This is a genomic window from Marinobacterium alkalitolerans (genome assembly GCF_017776525.1).
Taxonomy (GTDB): domain Bacteria; phylum Pseudomonadota; class Gammaproteobacteria; order Pseudomonadales; family Balneatricaceae; genus Marinobacterium; species Marinobacterium alkalitolerans.
In genome coordinates this window covers 56,300-70,130 of record NZ_JACVEW010000007.1, presented here as the reverse complement: position 1 = coordinate 70,130, position 13,831 = coordinate 56,300, and the positions used below count along the sequence as shown (strand labels likewise).

Below are 13,831 nucleotides of genomic sequence, written 5' to 3'. Positions count from 1 at the left end.
ATAGCAATACCCGCCGGGTACGGCCATTCAAGGCGTCATGAAGCCAGGCATGCAGCACGGGGCTGAATGCCCGACAGGCTTAGCCGTTAGTGCCCTTGGCTTTCTCCATGATCTGGTGGGCACGTGAAAAGTCGTTGTTACCCCCACTGACGATACAGACGACTCGCTTGCCGATGATCTCTTCACGACACTGCTCCAGAGCCGCAACGCTCAGACTGGCGGCCAGCTCTGCGACGATCGCTTCCTCCTGATAGAGGTCGATCAGAGCCTGACAGGTTTGCTGATCCTCCACTGTCAGAACCCGGTGCAGCCGTTCATTACAGATGTCAAAACAGCGCTCACCGATGCGTTGTGTCGAGGCACCATCGATGAAGGGGTCGATACGGTCCAATGTCAGGTTATGACCAGCCTTGCGTGAGTGCTGCAGCGCGGCCGCCTCGCTTGGCTCGACGCCGATAAGACGAGTGGTGGGGCTATGGTGATGAAAGACGGTACTGATACCGCTGGCCAGACCTCCCCCGCCCACGGGGGTGAACAGGTAGTCAATGGGTGTGCCTGCGCTGTCATCCAGAATCTCCAGCGCGAGTGTACCCTGACCGGCAATGACATCCGGGTCGTCGAACGGGTGAATAAAGGTTGCTCCTGATTCCGCTTCCCGCGCACGCGCAGCCTGGCAGGCTTCGTCAAAGGTGTGGCCGGTCAATACAACTTTGACATGGGAACCGCCAAACTGCCTTACCTTGTTGACCTTAAGCGCAGGCGTATTGGCAGGCATGAACAGGGTGCCCTGAATGTTCAGGGCACTGCAGGCAAAGGCAACCCCCTGCGCGTGGTTGCCGGCACTGGCACAGACAACACCGCGCTGACGCTCAGCCCGGGAAAGCTGGCTGATGCGGTTATAGGCGCCGCGCAGTTTGAATGAGCGAACCGGCTGAAGATCTTCCCGTTTCAACAGCACTTCGGCCTGGTACTTCCGGCTCAGAAACTCACTTTTTTGCAGTGGTGTGTGCTGCACAATACCCTGCATGCGCGCAGCTGCGCCCACAATGTCCTCCAGCGTGGGAAGGCGGTCATTGAGACTGTCTGACTCGGTCAGTGCAACTGCGGCTGTCATGGCATGATCCTCTTGAATCGAATGAGTGGCTGAAGTCCAGCCATAAAAAAACCCGCCGTTTGGCGGGTTTTCTGTGTGTTTTCAACACGTACGCGTTAGCCCACCAAACGCCTGTCAGTGTGCATAATCATCATGATGGCAATGTGGCTGAAACGCTGTGTCATCATCGGGTATCCGGTACGGTTAAAAAGTGAACTGCTATAACCATTAACAACCACGCCCGGTGGCGTCAAGCCGTGTTTGTCACCCATACAATTGCAAACGCCTGCCGAAAAGGAACTCAAAACAGCGCCATCAATTGAGGTTCACGCGATTTCAACGCTACGGTACGCCGCCAGTACAGGCTTGATTTGGCTGGGTTGGCCTTTGAGCATACGCTCATAGTGCCTGAGCTTTCGTTGCAGGTAGTCCCTGGCGTTCTGTGCCTGCTCCACTGTTGAGGCATTCCAGATGCAGTCACCGGTGAGGCTGACCTCGGGCAGGTCTGGGTGGGCGCAAACGGGGCTCTGTACTTTCAGGATTTCGTAAAACTTGCCGTTTTCCTTGATCAGCGCTTCGCGCTCACGCCGAAACCCCAGCGACCTCAGGTGCTGGCGCAGCTTGAACTGGTGGTAGACCGGGCACAGCAGCAGGTCCAGATGCACGTCCGGGTGGCGTGAGTGCAGTGTTCTGACGAACTCTGTCATCAGGTCACCACCAACGCCGGCAATGATGACCAGGTGCCGGCCGGGATACTGCTGCAGCGGCAGCTCCGCCACATCGCAGCAGTGTGTGGACCAGTTCTGTTCGGGGGCAAGCGCCGGCAGTTTCTGGTTCAGTGCCTCGATCAAGGCGGGCACGATATCAACGAAATGGATGTGTGTCCGCTGATCCGGCCTCAGCAGGGTGCGACCCAGATAGCCGTGGTCGCAGCAACAATCCCAGATGTGATCGTAGTTTCCACTGGCCATGTATGAGATCTGCTGAAGACGTTTACCCAGTGTGTGCATAGTGCTCGCTAATACCGCATTGAGTGGATCATAAAGGTCGCAGGCCCCTCTCGCCGGTGTGTCAGCGGGAGGGGCATCATTGTATGGCTAGAGCCGTGCGGAGTCTCCTGCGCGGTCAGACTCAATCTCCGCGTCGTCGTTGTCCAGCACGTCTTCTGCCACGGCCCAGGGTTCTGCCGGTGCCAGCTTGATATCGCCGGGCCGCTCAGCATAGCGCTCTGCACGCAGGGCCTTCAGCAGACCACTGATCATGCCAAGTACCACGATGGAAAAGGGCAGAGCAGCCGTAATGACGGCGGACTGCAGCGTATCCAACCCGCCGGCCAGGAGCAATACAGCCGTCAGCAGTGCCAGCAGCAGCCCCCAGAGAATACGGTGGGGCACCGGCGTATCGGTTTCACCGCCGGACAGAATGGTCGTGATAACCAGTGTGCCGGCATTGGCAGAGGTAATCAGATAGGTGCCGATCAGCACAATCAGCAGGGTGGATACAACGGGGGTCATCTCGCCCAGTGACATGCCTTCGATCATGACAAACAGGGCCGAGGAGGTATCACGGTACACGGCTTCAATAATACCGCCGTTCTGGAACAGTTCCTGATAGAGCGCAGTCCCGCCAAAAAGACCAATCCAGACGATGGTAATGGCCGTGGGCACGAGCAGCACGCCCATCACGAATTCACGGAAGGTTCGGCCACGCGAAATGCGCGCGATGAACATGCCGACGAAGGGGCTCCAGGCCAGCCACCAGCCCCAGAAGAATACGGTCCAGGTTGCCTGCCAGTTACTGCGGTGGGTCGCATTGGTGTGGAAGGTCATGCGCAGCAGATTCTGGATGTAATCACCGGTGGCTTCGACCGTGACCGATACCAGATATTGAGTCGGGCCCAGCAGAAGCATGAACAGGACCGCCGCAATGCTGAGCCAGAAGTTGGCTTCCGACAGCAGACGAACCCCGCGGGAAACGCCGGATACCACGGAAAGGGTCGCGATCAGCATGATCGAGCCAATCACGATGAGTTGCAGTTGAGTCGAGGCGGGTATATCAAACACCCGCTCAAGTCCGGCATTCATCTGCTGAACCCCAAGCCCCAGCGTGGTGGCAATCCCGAACACGGTACCGAATACGGCCAGCAGGTCGATCAGATTGCCGACGGGGCCAAATACCCGATCGCCCAGCAGTGGGCGCAGGGCAAAGCGAATGGTCAGCGGTTGCTGCTGCCGGAAACAGAAGTACGCGAGTACCAGGCCAACAAACGAGAATATCGCCCAGCCGTTGATACCCCAGTGGAAAAAGGAGAGGCGCATGGCGATGATCGCCGCGTCTGCATCGGCACTGCCAAATTCAACGAAGGGGTTGTCCTGAAACTGCATGATCGGCTGGGCAACGGACCAGAACAGAATCCCCACCCCGGTACCGGCCGCGAACAGCATGCTGACCCAGGAGAAAAAGGTAAATTCGGGGACTTCATCGTCTGCACCCAGTCGCACGTTTTTGTACCGACCGGTCCCCAGCCAGACCATGAAAAACAGCAAAAAAGCGACCAGAAGCACGTAGTACCACTCCAGAAAGGGCGTCAGCCACTCTCGTACTTGGGTCAGGCTGGTTGAGCTGGCGTCGGTGTAAAGGGTACCGGCTACTAAAGAGGCAACGATCATCAGAATGGCAACACAGCTCATGGCCGTATTCATTCCCTTGAAAAAGCCTGTCTCTGCCTGGCGGAACATCCAAGTGCCTCCTTGAGGTTGGGTAAGTCTGTTGTGTATGAACCTGTCTATCCAGAGTTGTGGCCCATCATACAAAAAGATCACTAATGTTGCAGGGAAGGAACAATTACGGCCTTAAGCGGGGTGGAGCCTCTAACGGCCTTGTTGCATCAAGCAAGGCGCTGTGGAGAATGCCCTGCATCTTCATATAAGGAGTTCGCATGGAATTTGTTCCCTCACTCGAGTCCGTTACCTTGCTGAGGCGTTACAAGCGCTTTCTCGCCGATGTGCGCCGTGCCGATGGCAGCGAAATCACCGTTCACTGTCCCAATACAGGTTCCATGCGTCACTGTGTACTGCCCGGACAAATGCAGCGGGCGCTGATTTCCGACAGCGGTAACCCCAAACGCAAGTACCGCCATACACTGGAAGCGCTTGAAGTGGCACATGGGCACTGGGCAGGTGTGAATACCAGCCGGACCAATGCACTCGTCGCTGAAGCCGTCAGAGCCGGCCGGATTGACGCACTGGATCCGGCCGAAGGGGTGGAGATGGAAGTGAAGTACGCTGACAGCCGGTTTGACCTCGCGCTTGGGGCAAGACAGGCACCGCATACGTTTATCGAGGTAAAAAATGTCACGCTGGGGCCGGGCCCGGATGACCGGGATGATGGCGTCATTGCCTTTCCCGACTCGGTGACGGAGCGGGGGCAAAAGCACCTTAAGACCCTTATGCAGGTGGTGGCTGAAGGTAAGCGCGCGGTGCTGTTTTTTTGTGTGCAGCACAGTGGTGCTCAGGCAGCGAGACCGGCTGATGAAATCGATGCCCGTTATGGCCAGCTGCTGCGCGAGGCCATAGAGGCGGGGGTCGAGGTGCTGGCCTGGCGAACGCGCATCTCCGCAGACTGTTTTGAACTGGACTGCCCCTTGCCGTTGGCACTTGAAGGCGAATTCCAGTCGTTGGCAGGAGGCTGAGCCGCCCGCATGCCGTTGTGCCTTATTTGACCAGTTCAGCCGGCATTCAGTAGACGCAACTCGATTTAGCCGCTAACTTTGTCCTGCTGTTGCAAACACGTGACATTGTCCAGACTTCATCTGCCCGCTGAAGTGCCTGGGCGTTCCTGCCCCCCGAGGGATTTTTGACAGAGGATGGTTATGAGCACGCAGTTGTCTGAGCAGAGCTATGAAATGGAGGCCGACCCGGATGTCTACAAGACGCTGCTTGAGTCTACCCGTGCAATTCCCTGGAAAATTGACTGGAAAACGCTGCGTTTTACCTACATAGGCCCGCAGATCGAATCCCTGTTGGGCTGGCAGCGAGACAGCTGGCGCTCGGTGGATGACTGGGCAGAGCGGATGCACCCCGACGACCGAAAGTGGGTGGTGGACTTCTGTGTGTCTCAGTCGCAAGAGGGCAGCGACCACGAGGCCGACTACCGTGCGCTGAAATCGGATGGCAGTTACCTCTGGATTCGGGACGTGGTGCACGTACTCCGTAATGAGCAGGGGGAAGTGGATGCACTGATCGGCTTCATGTTCGACATTGACGAGCGCAAAAAGGTTGAACAGGAGCGTGACTGCCTGCGCCAGGAGCTTGAAGAACTTTCGTACAAGGATTGCCTCACTGGCGTTGCCAACCGCCGCATGCTGGACCAGGTTCTGGAACAGGAATGGATGGATGCCCGCCGTAACTGTCAGCCGCTGTCACTGGTCATCATCGATATCGACTATTTCAAGCAGTACAACGACAGTTTTGGTCACTTCAAAGGTGATGAGTGCCTGCGCCAAGTCGCGTCCCTGCTGGCAGACAGTGCATGCCGTGCCCGTGATGTAGTAGCCCGTTTTGGCGGAGAAGAGTTTGTGCTGGTCCTGCCGCAGACGGACGCCCATGCGGCCCTGACCGTGGCTGAAAGGTGTTTTGCGGCTTTGCAGGACGCCAACATTCCCCATCCGGCCTCTCCGGTTTCCAGCCAGCTGACCCTCAGTTGTGGTGTGGCGACCTGTTTGCCGAATCACCGGAACAGCCTCGATGACTTTCTGGAACAGGCCGACAAGGCACTGTACAAGGCCAAAGACGGCAGTCGAAACTGTATCGTTGTGGCCGAAAACTGAGGCCATTAGAGAGCGGGTTCTGTTACCATGTCCGTAACAGGTTAACCAAATTTGTATCATCCCTCTGACATGCAGTGAGTGCATAGTGCTCCTGACAGGACAGGGGTGAGCCATGACCTCAAAGCCTGGATATTCATATTTCGGTACTATCGTTTCCGCTGTCTGTGCTGCTGGTTTTGTATGATTAAGAAAGTGATTCAAGCCCTTGGGGGCATCAAGCGTTTTGCGGTCGCCCTCTCGACTCTGCTGTTGTGCTCGTTTCCGGTAGCGGCCAGTACGCTGGACACCGTTAAGCTGCATGGCGACATCCGCTGCGGGGTGTTTCCTGATGACCCCGGCAGAAGTGCCTTGAATGCCCGTGGTGAGTGGTCCGGGTTCTACGTGGACTTTTGCCGTGCCACTGCCGCTGCGCTCTTTGGTGACCCTGACCGGGTCCAGTATATCGAGGTCGATGCCACTACACGCTTTACCACTCTGGTGGAGGGCAAGGCGGATGTGGTGATGTACAGCACAACACGCACACTGGGACGGGAAGTACGCTATGGCGTGCGCTTCCCGGCCATTTATCTGTTTGATGGCCAGGGCTTTATCGTGCGGGAAAGTGCCAATATCCACGGCGTCGATGACCTGGCCGGCAAGTCGATCTGCGTGACCGAAAATACCACCACCCACAGGAACCTGATCGGGCTGCTGCGCACCCGTGGAATTGATGCCGAGGTGCACTTTTCCAACGGTGACAGTTTCTTTCGCGGCAACTGTGATGCCTACACCGCGGACCGTATGAACCTCGCCGTAAATCGTGCTCATCGGGCTGAAAACCCGGAACAGTACCGTGTTCTGCCCATTGCCTTTACCCGAGAACCCATTGGCCCAATGGTGGCCGAGGGCGATGCCGAGTGGGCAAGGGTGATTGCAGCCGTGGTGGACGGTCTGATTCTGGCCGATGAGAAGGGCATTACGCGAGAGAATGTTCACCAGCATCTGACCACATCGAGTGATGCCGAAGTTCAGAACCTGCTGGGTGCCTCCGGTCAGGTTGCAGAGCTGCTGGGACTCCCCTCCGATTGGGCCGTTGACATGGTGTCAGCCGTGGGCAACTACAGTGAGATCTACAACCGCCATTTTGGTCCGGATACACCGGTCGGGATGGAGCAGGGACTGAACCAGCCCTGGACACGTGGTGGCGTACTCTACGCCCCCCTGTTTCAGTAATCCTCTCGAGAGCCGTCCATGAGCGCCGTGCAGGAAAGCATAGGTACACGTCTCACACTGATTATCGGCCTGGTGTTCAGCCTCTACCTCGCCTCGGCCTCCGTGATCGGCTACGTGATGTACCAGCAGTATCAGGCCTTTCGGGAGCTGGCCGGCGAGCACTTTGACCGTGCGTTAAAGGCCGCCGAACTGACCCGCAGTGCAGAAGTCATTGCGGCAGAAGTGTTTGAGGTGCTGGTCAGCGGTGAGCGCTCTCTGAATGCGGGCAGTAACCGTACGGAAAACCTGATGCAGCTGTATCAGGCCACACGGCGTCATCTGGAAGAGAACGACCTGATGCCCATGCAGGGGGAGCTGGACGAGTGGCAGGAGCCTTTTTTCTCCAGCCTCAAGCAGCTTGATGCCAATCTTGCTGATGAGCACGACCTGCAGAGCCGTCACTTCAAGCAGATCGACAAGCTCTTCCTGCTGTTACGAGACTGGCCTTCAGCGTCAGACTGGGTGGAGCTGCCCGAGCAACAGCAGCAGTATTACATTTACGCTCTGCAGGCGATCGGCTTTACTGGCACCGCCCTGAATTCAGAGCGCCCGGGTCAGATTGCACAACTGGAGGCGCGCATGGATGCGGCGCTGGCACAGCTTGAGCAGGTCTCGCTGGAGGATCGCGGGCTGGACGCTCAACAACGGCTGCTCGCCTCCTTGCTGATGAACCTGCTGGAAGGCCATCGTGAACGACTCAAGCACAAGCGAGCCACCCTGTCGCAGGCTCGCAAGACCCGAGTACTGGCCCAGAAACTGACCGGTGCATCCTACAGCTACCACCTTGAGCTCAAGCAGGCGGCACAGGAGGCCATTGCAAGCCACAAGGCACATATCAGGCGAACGCTCTCATGGCTTGGGGTTGCGGCCGTTCTGCTGATTGCCGTCACCACTTCAGCCGTACTCTATATACGCCGCACCGTGGTCAAGCGTATCAATCGGCTGAGCGCCGTGATGCAGGCTCATCTGGACGGTGCGCAAGTGCCCATTCCGTCAGACGGTCGTGATGAGATTGCTCTGATGGGCTCAACCTTTGCCTATTTCGTGGAGGCGCGCCGTCAGGCGGAGCAGAATCTGGCTGAAGCCAACGCGCACCTGCAGGACATGAATCTGGAGCTGGAAAGAGCCAGTACCACGGACGCGCTGACCGGTATCGCCAATCGGCGCTGCTTTGAACGTGCCTTTGAGGCGGAGTGGCGCAGAGCCCAGCGTGAGCAGCAGCCGCTGGCTGTTGTGATGGGGGATGTCGACCTGTTCAAATCCTTCAATGATTATTACGGCCATCAGGCCGGAGATGACTGCCTGCACAGGGTCGCTCAGACCATGGCCCGCAGCCTGCATCGCAGTGGTGATCTGGTTGCCCGCTATGGGGGCGAAGAGTTCGTTCTCCTGCTGCCCGGTCTGAACACTGAACAGGCTGAACAGATGGCCTGGAAGCTGCTGGAGGCGGTGCGAGAGCAAAACATTCCGCACCATGCTTCCCTGGTCAACAAGGTGACTCTCAGTCTCGGCGTGGCCTCGGTCGTGCCTGATCACTCTTCAGACCCGGACGGTCTCATTGGTTTGGCTGATAACGCCCTGTATGCCGCCAAGTCTGCCGGCCGGAATAACGTTCAGTCTGCGCCGTCTTCTGAACCAAAGTAAGCCAGTTTGCGCTCAAGTCGATCCAGCATCCGGGAAGCACTGTATTCGGTATCGCCAAGCCCCTCCAGTAACGTCATGAAGTAGCAGTCCATTAATATGTGCCCGTAGAGCAGGTCGCGTTCCGCCGGAGGCTTCGGGAAAAGCTTACGGATGAACGCCTCTATCTGGGGGCGCAAATCATCCTGTTGCCATAGAAGTTCTTTGAACAACTCCCGGCTGAATTCGGCATTTTCTGCATAAAAGGGGTAAAGGTACTCGGCGTAGTGTAAGAGTCGTTGTGCCGGTGTGGAAGCACTCAGTCGCCGATCGGCCTGCTCTATTACGTCTTCAATCCGGACAATGATGCCAGCCTTCAGTATCTCCAGTTTAGTCTCGAAGTGGCTGAAAACAGTACCGTCGGCTACGCCAGCCGCACGTGCAATCGCGCGTGTACTGGTGTCTTGATAACCCCGCTCATGAAAGAGTTGCCAGGCAGCCTGGAGGATGCGGGCACGGGTTTGTTCTCGTTTCAAACTCATTGTCTGATTCTCCCTGGGGCTTGATCCTACCAGCAGTTAAGACAATTGTAATGTTTTAGCTCTTGATAAATGAGCGCGCTCAATTTAATTTATGAGCATGCTCATTTATGGAGGTGCATTATGAAATCTACACTTAATATGCTTGGGGCCTATCTGATTCTGGGGCCCACCCTGATCGTGTTTTGCTACGTGCTTCGCCCCTTATTGGCGCTGATACTGATACCGGGTGGCCTGTTACTGCTGCTGGTGATTACAAGGGGCGACGTTTGGCCCGCCATCTACACGGGGCTGTTTGAATCCCGGCCTCCCAAGAGGGTCAGTGAACGCGTTTTTTGAGGGTATACTGGGACCTCCACCAATGAGGTCTTTATGGATAGAGAACAGGCATTTGGCCAGTTAAGGCAGGCAATGGCGGAGTATCACCCGCTGTCCGATACCACCTGGCAGGCATTCAGTGCCTTCTGTCAGTACCGGCTGATTGAGAAGCATGAGTTGATCTGCCGGGCTGGTGAAGTGCCGAACAGCTTTGCGTTTGTGTGTGAGGGGCTGTTTCGAGTCTTTGTACTGGACGAGAAAGGGCATGAATACAACAAGAATTTCTTTCAGGAGGGGCGCTTCCCGGGCTCGATGACCGCCTTGCTGCGGCAGGAGCCCTCGCTGCATTCGATTCAGGCGCTGGAAGATTCGGTCATCATTGAAATCGATTTCCAGGCCTTCCGTGACCTGCTTTATCGCAGTGATGACCTCAAGCTGTTCCAGATCCACTACCTGGAAACCCATTGGCTGCTCGACAAGGATACCCGTGAGGTCCGTTTGGTTCAGCAGGATGCGGCCGAGCGTTATCGGGCCTTCCTGACAGAACATCCCGACTTGCTGGCACGCTTGCCGCAGTACCACATTGCGTCGCATCTGGGCATTACGCCGACCCAGTTGAGCCGCATTCGCAAAAAATCCTGAGTCATCAACCTATGTAAATGACCTTCAAGGCCGCTCCCCGTAACCTGCATCCAGTTGAACCAAAACACTGGAGCTGACCATGACACCTTTGCATGCCTTGAACTGGCGTTATGCCGTTAAACAGTTTTCCTCTTCCACTCTTGACCAGGCCAAGTTGGACACCCTGCTGGAGGCCGTGCGCCTGAGTCCGAGCGCGTTCGGGCTGCAGCCATACCGTTTGTTGCTGATCAGCAACCCGGGTGTGCGTGCCGCCTTGATGCCTCACTCCATGGGGCAGGACAAGGTCACCAAGGCCTCACACCTGCTCGTGTTTGCAGCGCTTAACCGGGTGGATGACGCTTTTGTCGATAGCCATATTGCACTGCTGGCACAGGAACGAGAGCATCCTGTAGAGCGCTTGCAGGGCTTTCGCGACCATTTGCATGGTTTCCTCAGGGATATGACCGAGCAGGAGAAAGCCCGCTGGGCCGATCAGCAGGTGTACCTTGCACTGGGGAACTGCTTGACCAGTGCGGCACTGCTTGGCATTGATAGCTGCCCCATGACCGGGTTTGACCCTCAGGGATATGATCAGGTGCTGGGGCTGGCAGAGCAGGGGCTGAGGAGCGTTGCGATCTGTGCGCTGGGAGAGCGCCACCCGGATGACGAGGCAGCGCAACAGGCGAAGGTGCGTCTTCCGGCTCAACTCATGACACAGGTGCTGGTATGAACACCCTTCTACCCTGGCTGGCGCTTTCGGCCGGGGCCGCCATTGCCGTTCAGGCGGGCATGAATGCCCGTTTGGGGGTAGAGCTCGGCAGCACCATGTTGGGCACCGGCATAGCCTTTGCCGTGGCCTGCCTGGTGTCACTACTGGTGGTGGCGGTGCAGCAGGTGGGTATACCCAGCGTTGCCCGCCTGCAGGCGGTGCCGGCCTATCTTTGGAGTGGCGGTATTCTCAGTGCATTTGGCGTGGGCATGTTCTATTTTCTGATCCCGCGAATGGGGGTAGGTCCGATGATGTCCTTTGCGCTGACAGGACAGATCGTTCTGGCCGTGATCGCAAGCCACTTTGGCTGGTTTGAGCAACCGGTGAAACCGGTTAACGCTACACGACTTTTGGGGCTGCTGGTGCTGATTGCCGGCATCAGCCTGATTTATTGGGAGAAAAGCTGATGGACGCAGCGCTTGCTCACGCGAATATCGAGAATCTGACCGAACTTTGGCGCTTAATGGACTGTGTTGAGCTAGAAGGAGGGCTCACGCAATCCACCCGTTGGCCATACCGCTGCTGGCAGGGAATAGACCGCCAGACTGAAGATGGACCGGGTGTGAGCGGCCAAATCCCGGCAGGGTACCTCTATCCGGTATGGCAGGCGGGGGATACAACAACCCGTCTTGAGCAGCAGTTGCAGCAAAAAGGCCTGGAGGTCGGCCTTGAGCAGTTGGCCATGATTCTGCCACTGGCTCATGACTATCCGGCTACGGCCAGCCCACGACTTGAAGTGAGCCGGGTGCGAAACCACAGGGAAGCCGAGGCGTGGGCTGAGCTCTGCGGGCGCGCCTTTGGCTATCAGCTGGATACAGGTGTGATCGATCACCTGCGCCAAGAGGCAAGTGTTGAAGTACTCTGGGCCTTCCGGAAAGAAGAGCCAGTGGCCACGGCCATTCTCTACCGGACCGGGCCGGTTATGGGGCTGCATCAGGTGGGTGTGCCACCGGAATTACAAGGGCAGGGGATTGCCCGTGAACTGATGCTCATACTATTGGCTCGGGCACAGGCTGCGGGTGCCGAATATGTCTGCTTGCAGGCTTCGGCGGCTGGCGAGCCCTTGTACCGAAGATTGGGATTCCTGTCCCAATTCAGGATTCGCAGCTATCGCCGCACCTGAGTGCTGCCGACGGAGGCCAGGCCACCGTCGGCAGGATCTTCAAACCTTCATCAGTACCGACTTGATCTCGGTATAGTGCTCAATGCAGGCGGCACCCATTTCACGGCCCAGTCCTGACTGCTTGAAGCCACCGAATGGCAGACTCGGGTCAAGCGCCGTATGACAGTTGACCCAGACGCTGCCCGACTTGATGCGAGGCACCATGCGGTGGACGGCAGACAGGTTGTTGGACCAGATGCTGGCACCCAGCCCGTATTGACTGTCATTGGCAATGCGAACTGCCTCATCAATGTCATCAAAGGGCATGGCCACCAGTACGGGCCCGAAGATCTCCTCCTGCACCAGTGATGAGCGTTGATCCACATCCACCACCACGGTCGGCTGTACGAAGAACCCCGGCCCCTGGCTGTCTCCACCGGTCGTGATGCGAGCGCCTTCTGTAAGCCCCTTATCAATGTAGCGCTGCACGCGCTGCTGTTGTACAGCCGATACCAGTGGGCCCATCTCGGTGCTGGGATCCAGGCCGTTACCGAGCTTGATGTTGCCGGCGATATCCGTGATGTCGGCGACCAGATTGTCGAACAGTTTGCGCTGCACGTAGAGGCGAGAGCCTGCACAACACACCTGGCCCTGGTTGAAGAAAATGGCGTTGGCGGCACCCGCTGCTGCTTCCTGAGGATCGGCATCATCCAGCACGATGGTGGGGGACTTGCCGCCCAGCTCCAGTGTTACCCGGGTCATCTGATCCATGGCCGCCTTGCCGATCAGTTTGCCTACCCCGGTTGAGCCGGTGAAGGTGAGCTTGTCGACATCCGGATGTGCTGACAGGGCAGCGCCGGCATCACCGCCGAGCCCGGGAACCACGTTGATAACCCCCGGCGGATAACCCGCCTCAAGTGCCAGTTCACCCAGACGCAGTGCCGTCAGCGGTGTATCTTCTGCCGGCTTCAGCACCACGGTGCAGCCGGTTGCCAGTGCCGGACCCAGTTTCCAGCAGGCCAGTAACAGCGGGAAGTTCCAGGCGACGATTGCACCTACCACCCCGACCGGTTCACGACGGGTATAGCCGTGGAACTGGGCGCCCGGCATAAAGGGAACGGAAGGCTGAACGCTGCTGCCTTCGATCTTGGTCGCCCAGCCAGCCATGTAGCGCAGAAAGTTCACGGCCAATTGAATGTCGACGCCCTGTGCAATGCCAACGCTTTTGCCGTTGTCGAGGCACTCAAGTTCAGCCAGTGATTGTGCGTTGGCTTCTATCAAGTCTGCAAAACGCCATAGCAGGCGTTCACGTTCCACGGGTGTCATTTTGCTCCAGGCAGAGTCTTCAAATGCCTGGCGTGCGCAGGAAACGGCTTGGTCGATATCTTCGGCGGTCCCGCAGGCTACCTGGGTAAATTTTTCACCCGTTGCAGGGTTGATCACATCGATATGGCGGCCGTCCTGTCCTTCGGGGCGCCGATCACCAATCAGCAGGGCGTGCGTGCGGTTGATGAAAGCCTGGGTGTCCGGATGCAGGGAAAATTCGCTCATGGCATACCTCTTGTCATTATCGTGATAGCTCCTGCAAGTGCATGGCAAGGGCTGTGCCAGATCGATGTGTGGCTAGTAACTGTATGAAAATAAAAGTGTTTTTATTTTCATCGAAAGTGTACGCGTGACTTGGGCCTGT

Annotated in this window: 14 protein-coding genes; 9 read left to right on the top strand and 5 right to left on the bottom strand. The window is 57.4% G+C overall.

From position 1 onward, the window contains the following. Positions 1-79 precede the first annotated feature (79 nt). The 3 genes from ilvA to H9C73_RS06105 all read right to left on the bottom strand — a co-directional run bounded on the left by ilvA (position 80) and on the right by H9C73_RS06105 (position 3,831). Entirely contained in the window at positions 80-1,114 is a 1,035-nt protein-coding gene (gene ilvA / locus H9C73_RS06115) for a threonine ammonia-lyase IlvA (protein WP_209286921.1), read from the bottom strand. A gap of 305 nt (positions 1,115-1,419) precedes the next feature. Next, positions 1,420-2,103, bottom strand: coding sequence for a tRNA (adenine(22)-N(1))-methyltransferase (locus H9C73_RS06110; protein WP_268927133.1), 684 nt, complete (start codon positions 2,101-2,103; stop codon positions 1,420-1,422). Between the two features lie 87 nt (positions 2,104-2,190). Further along, complete coding sequence (locus tag H9C73_RS06105) at positions 2,191-3,831, bottom strand: BCCT family transporter (RefSeq protein WP_209286919.1); 1,641 nt, start codon at positions 3,829-3,831, stop codon at positions 2,191-2,193. A gap of 200 nt (positions 3,832-4,031) precedes the next feature. Here H9C73_RS06105 and sfsA point away from each other — a divergent pair, with 200 nt between their 5' ends. The 4 genes from sfsA to H9C73_RS06085 all read left to right on the top strand — a co-directional run bounded on the left by sfsA (position 4,032) and on the right by H9C73_RS06085 (position 8,816). After that, complete coding sequence (gene sfsA, locus H9C73_RS06100; RefSeq protein WP_209286918.1) at positions 4,032-4,784, top strand: DNA/RNA nuclease SfsA; 753 nt, start codon at positions 4,032-4,034, stop codon at positions 4,782-4,784. A gap of 180 nt (positions 4,785-4,964) precedes the next feature. Beyond that, positions 4,965-5,921 carry a sensor domain-containing diguanylate cyclase gene (locus H9C73_RS06095; RefSeq protein ID WP_209286917.1) on the top strand — a complete coding sequence of 319 codons (957 nt, stop codon included), beginning with the start codon at positions 4,965-4,967 and terminating at the stop codon, positions 5,919-5,921. Positions 5,922-6,101: 180 nt separating this feature from the next. Beyond that, positions 6,102-7,133 carry an amino acid ABC transporter substrate-binding protein gene (locus H9C73_RS06090; protein ID WP_236014119.1) on the top strand — a complete coding sequence of 344 codons (1,032 nt, stop codon included), beginning with the start codon at positions 6,102-6,104 and terminating at the stop codon, positions 7,131-7,133. An 18-nt stretch (positions 7,134-7,151) separates the two neighbouring features. Further along, a complete protein-coding gene (locus tag H9C73_RS06085) occupies positions 7,152-8,816 on the top strand; it encodes a diguanylate cyclase (protein WP_209286916.1) in 1,665 nt (554 codons plus the stop codon). Here H9C73_RS06085 and H9C73_RS06080 read toward each other — a convergent pair. Then, positions 8,786-9,334 (bottom strand): TetR/AcrR family transcriptional regulator, encoded by a 549-nt coding sequence (locus H9C73_RS06080; RefSeq protein WP_209286915.1) that lies wholly within the window; start codon positions 9,332-9,334, stop codon positions 8,786-8,788. The genes H9C73_RS06085 and H9C73_RS06080 overlap by 31 nt on opposite strands. Before the next feature lie 120 nt (positions 9,335-9,454). Here H9C73_RS06080 and H9C73_RS06075 point away from each other — a divergent pair, with 120 nt between their 5' ends. The 5 genes from H9C73_RS06075 (at position 9,455) to H9C73_RS06055 (ending at position 12,162) form a co-directional block, all read left to right on the top strand. Beyond that, complete coding sequence (locus tag H9C73_RS06075) at positions 9,455-9,670, top strand: hypothetical protein (protein WP_209286914.1); 216 nt, start codon at positions 9,455-9,457, stop codon at positions 9,668-9,670. Positions 9,671-9,703: 33 nt separating this feature from the next. Next, on the top strand, positions 9,704-10,291 hold the full coding sequence (locus H9C73_RS06070; protein WP_209286913.1) for a Crp/Fnr family transcriptional regulator: 588 nt from the start codon (positions 9,704-9,706) through the stop codon (positions 10,289-10,291). A 79-nt stretch (positions 10,292-10,370) separates the two neighbouring features. Further along, positions 10,371-11,000, top strand: coding sequence for an NAD(P)H-dependent oxidoreductase (locus tag H9C73_RS06065; protein ID WP_209286912.1), 630 nt, complete (start codon positions 10,371-10,373; stop codon positions 10,998-11,000). Beyond that, positions 10,997-11,446 carry a DMT family transporter gene (locus H9C73_RS06060; RefSeq protein WP_209286911.1) on the top strand — a complete coding sequence of 150 codons (450 nt, stop codon included), beginning with the start codon at positions 10,997-10,999 and terminating at the stop codon, positions 11,444-11,446. The genes H9C73_RS06065 and H9C73_RS06060 overlap by 4 nt, the downstream gene beginning before the upstream one ends. After that, the gene (locus H9C73_RS06055; RefSeq protein ID WP_209286910.1) at positions 11,446-12,162 is read left to right on the top strand and encodes a GNAT family N-acetyltransferase; all 717 of its coding nucleotides are present in this window, start codon (positions 11,446-11,448) and stop codon (positions 12,160-12,162) included. The genes H9C73_RS06060 and H9C73_RS06055 overlap by 1 nt, the downstream gene beginning before the upstream one ends. A 39-nt stretch (positions 12,163-12,201) precedes the next feature. Here H9C73_RS06055 and H9C73_RS06050 read toward each other — a convergent pair whose 3' ends face one another. Continuing rightward, a complete protein-coding gene (locus H9C73_RS06050; protein WP_209286909.1) occupies positions 12,202-13,692 on the bottom strand; it encodes an aldehyde dehydrogenase family protein in 1,491 nt (496 codons plus the stop codon). Between the last annotated feature and the right edge of the window lie 139 nt (positions 13,693-13,831).

What these genes read in the sequence shown, in the direction of transcription:
- H9C73_RS06095 (WP_209286917.1), top strand. Translation starts at nt 4,965, where the DNA reads ATGAGCACGCAGTTGTCTGAGCAGAGCTATGAAATGGAGGCCGACCCG.
- H9C73_RS06070 (WP_209286913.1), top strand. Translation starts at nt 9,704, where the DNA reads ATGGATAGAGAACAGGCATTTGGCCAGTTAAGGCAGGCAATGGCGGAG.
- H9C73_RS06085 (WP_209286916.1), top strand. Translation starts at nt 7,152, where the DNA reads ATGAGCGCCGTGCAGGAAAGCATAGGTACACGTCTCACACTGATTATC.
- H9C73_RS06055 (WP_209286910.1), top strand. Translation starts at nt 11,446, where the DNA reads ATGGACGCAGCGCTTGCTCACGCGAATATCGAGAATCTGACCGAACTT.
- H9C73_RS06065 (WP_209286912.1), top strand. Translation starts at nt 10,371, where the DNA reads ATGACACCTTTGCATGCCTTGAACTGGCGTTATGCCGTTAAACAGTTT.
- H9C73_RS06060 (WP_209286911.1), top strand. Translation starts at nt 10,997, where the DNA reads ATGAACACCCTTCTACCCTGGCTGGCGCTTTCGGCCGGGGCCGCCATT.
- H9C73_RS06110 (WP_268927133.1), bottom strand. Translation starts at nt 2,103, where the DNA reads ATGCACACACTGGGTAAACGTCTTCAGCAGATCTCATACATGGCCAGT.
- sfsA (WP_209286918.1), top strand. Translation starts at nt 4,032, where the DNA reads ATGGAATTTGTTCCCTCACTCGAGTCCGTTACCTTGCTGAGGCGTTAC.
- H9C73_RS06075 (WP_209286914.1), top strand. Translation starts at nt 9,455, where the DNA reads ATGAAATCTACACTTAATATGCTTGGGGCCTATCTGATTCTGGGGCCC.
- H9C73_RS06080 (WP_209286915.1), bottom strand. Translation starts at nt 9,334, where the DNA reads ATGAGTTTGAAACGAGAACAAACCCGTGCCCGCATCCTCCAGGCTGCC.
- H9C73_RS06090 (WP_236014119.1), top strand. Translation starts at nt 6,102, where the DNA reads ATGATTAAGAAAGTGATTCAAGCCCTTGGGGGCATCAAGCGTTTTGCG.
- H9C73_RS06050 (WP_209286909.1), bottom strand. Translation starts at nt 13,692, where the DNA reads ATGAGCGAATTTTCCCTGCATCCGGACACCCAGGCTTTCATCAACCGC.
- H9C73_RS06105 (WP_209286919.1), bottom strand. Translation starts at nt 3,831, where the DNA reads ATGTTCCGCCAGGCAGAGACAGGCTTTTTCAAGGGAATGAATACGGCC.
- ilvA (WP_209286921.1), bottom strand. Translation starts at nt 1,114, where the DNA reads ATGACAGCCGCAGTTGCACTGACCGAGTCAGACAGTCTCAATGACCGC.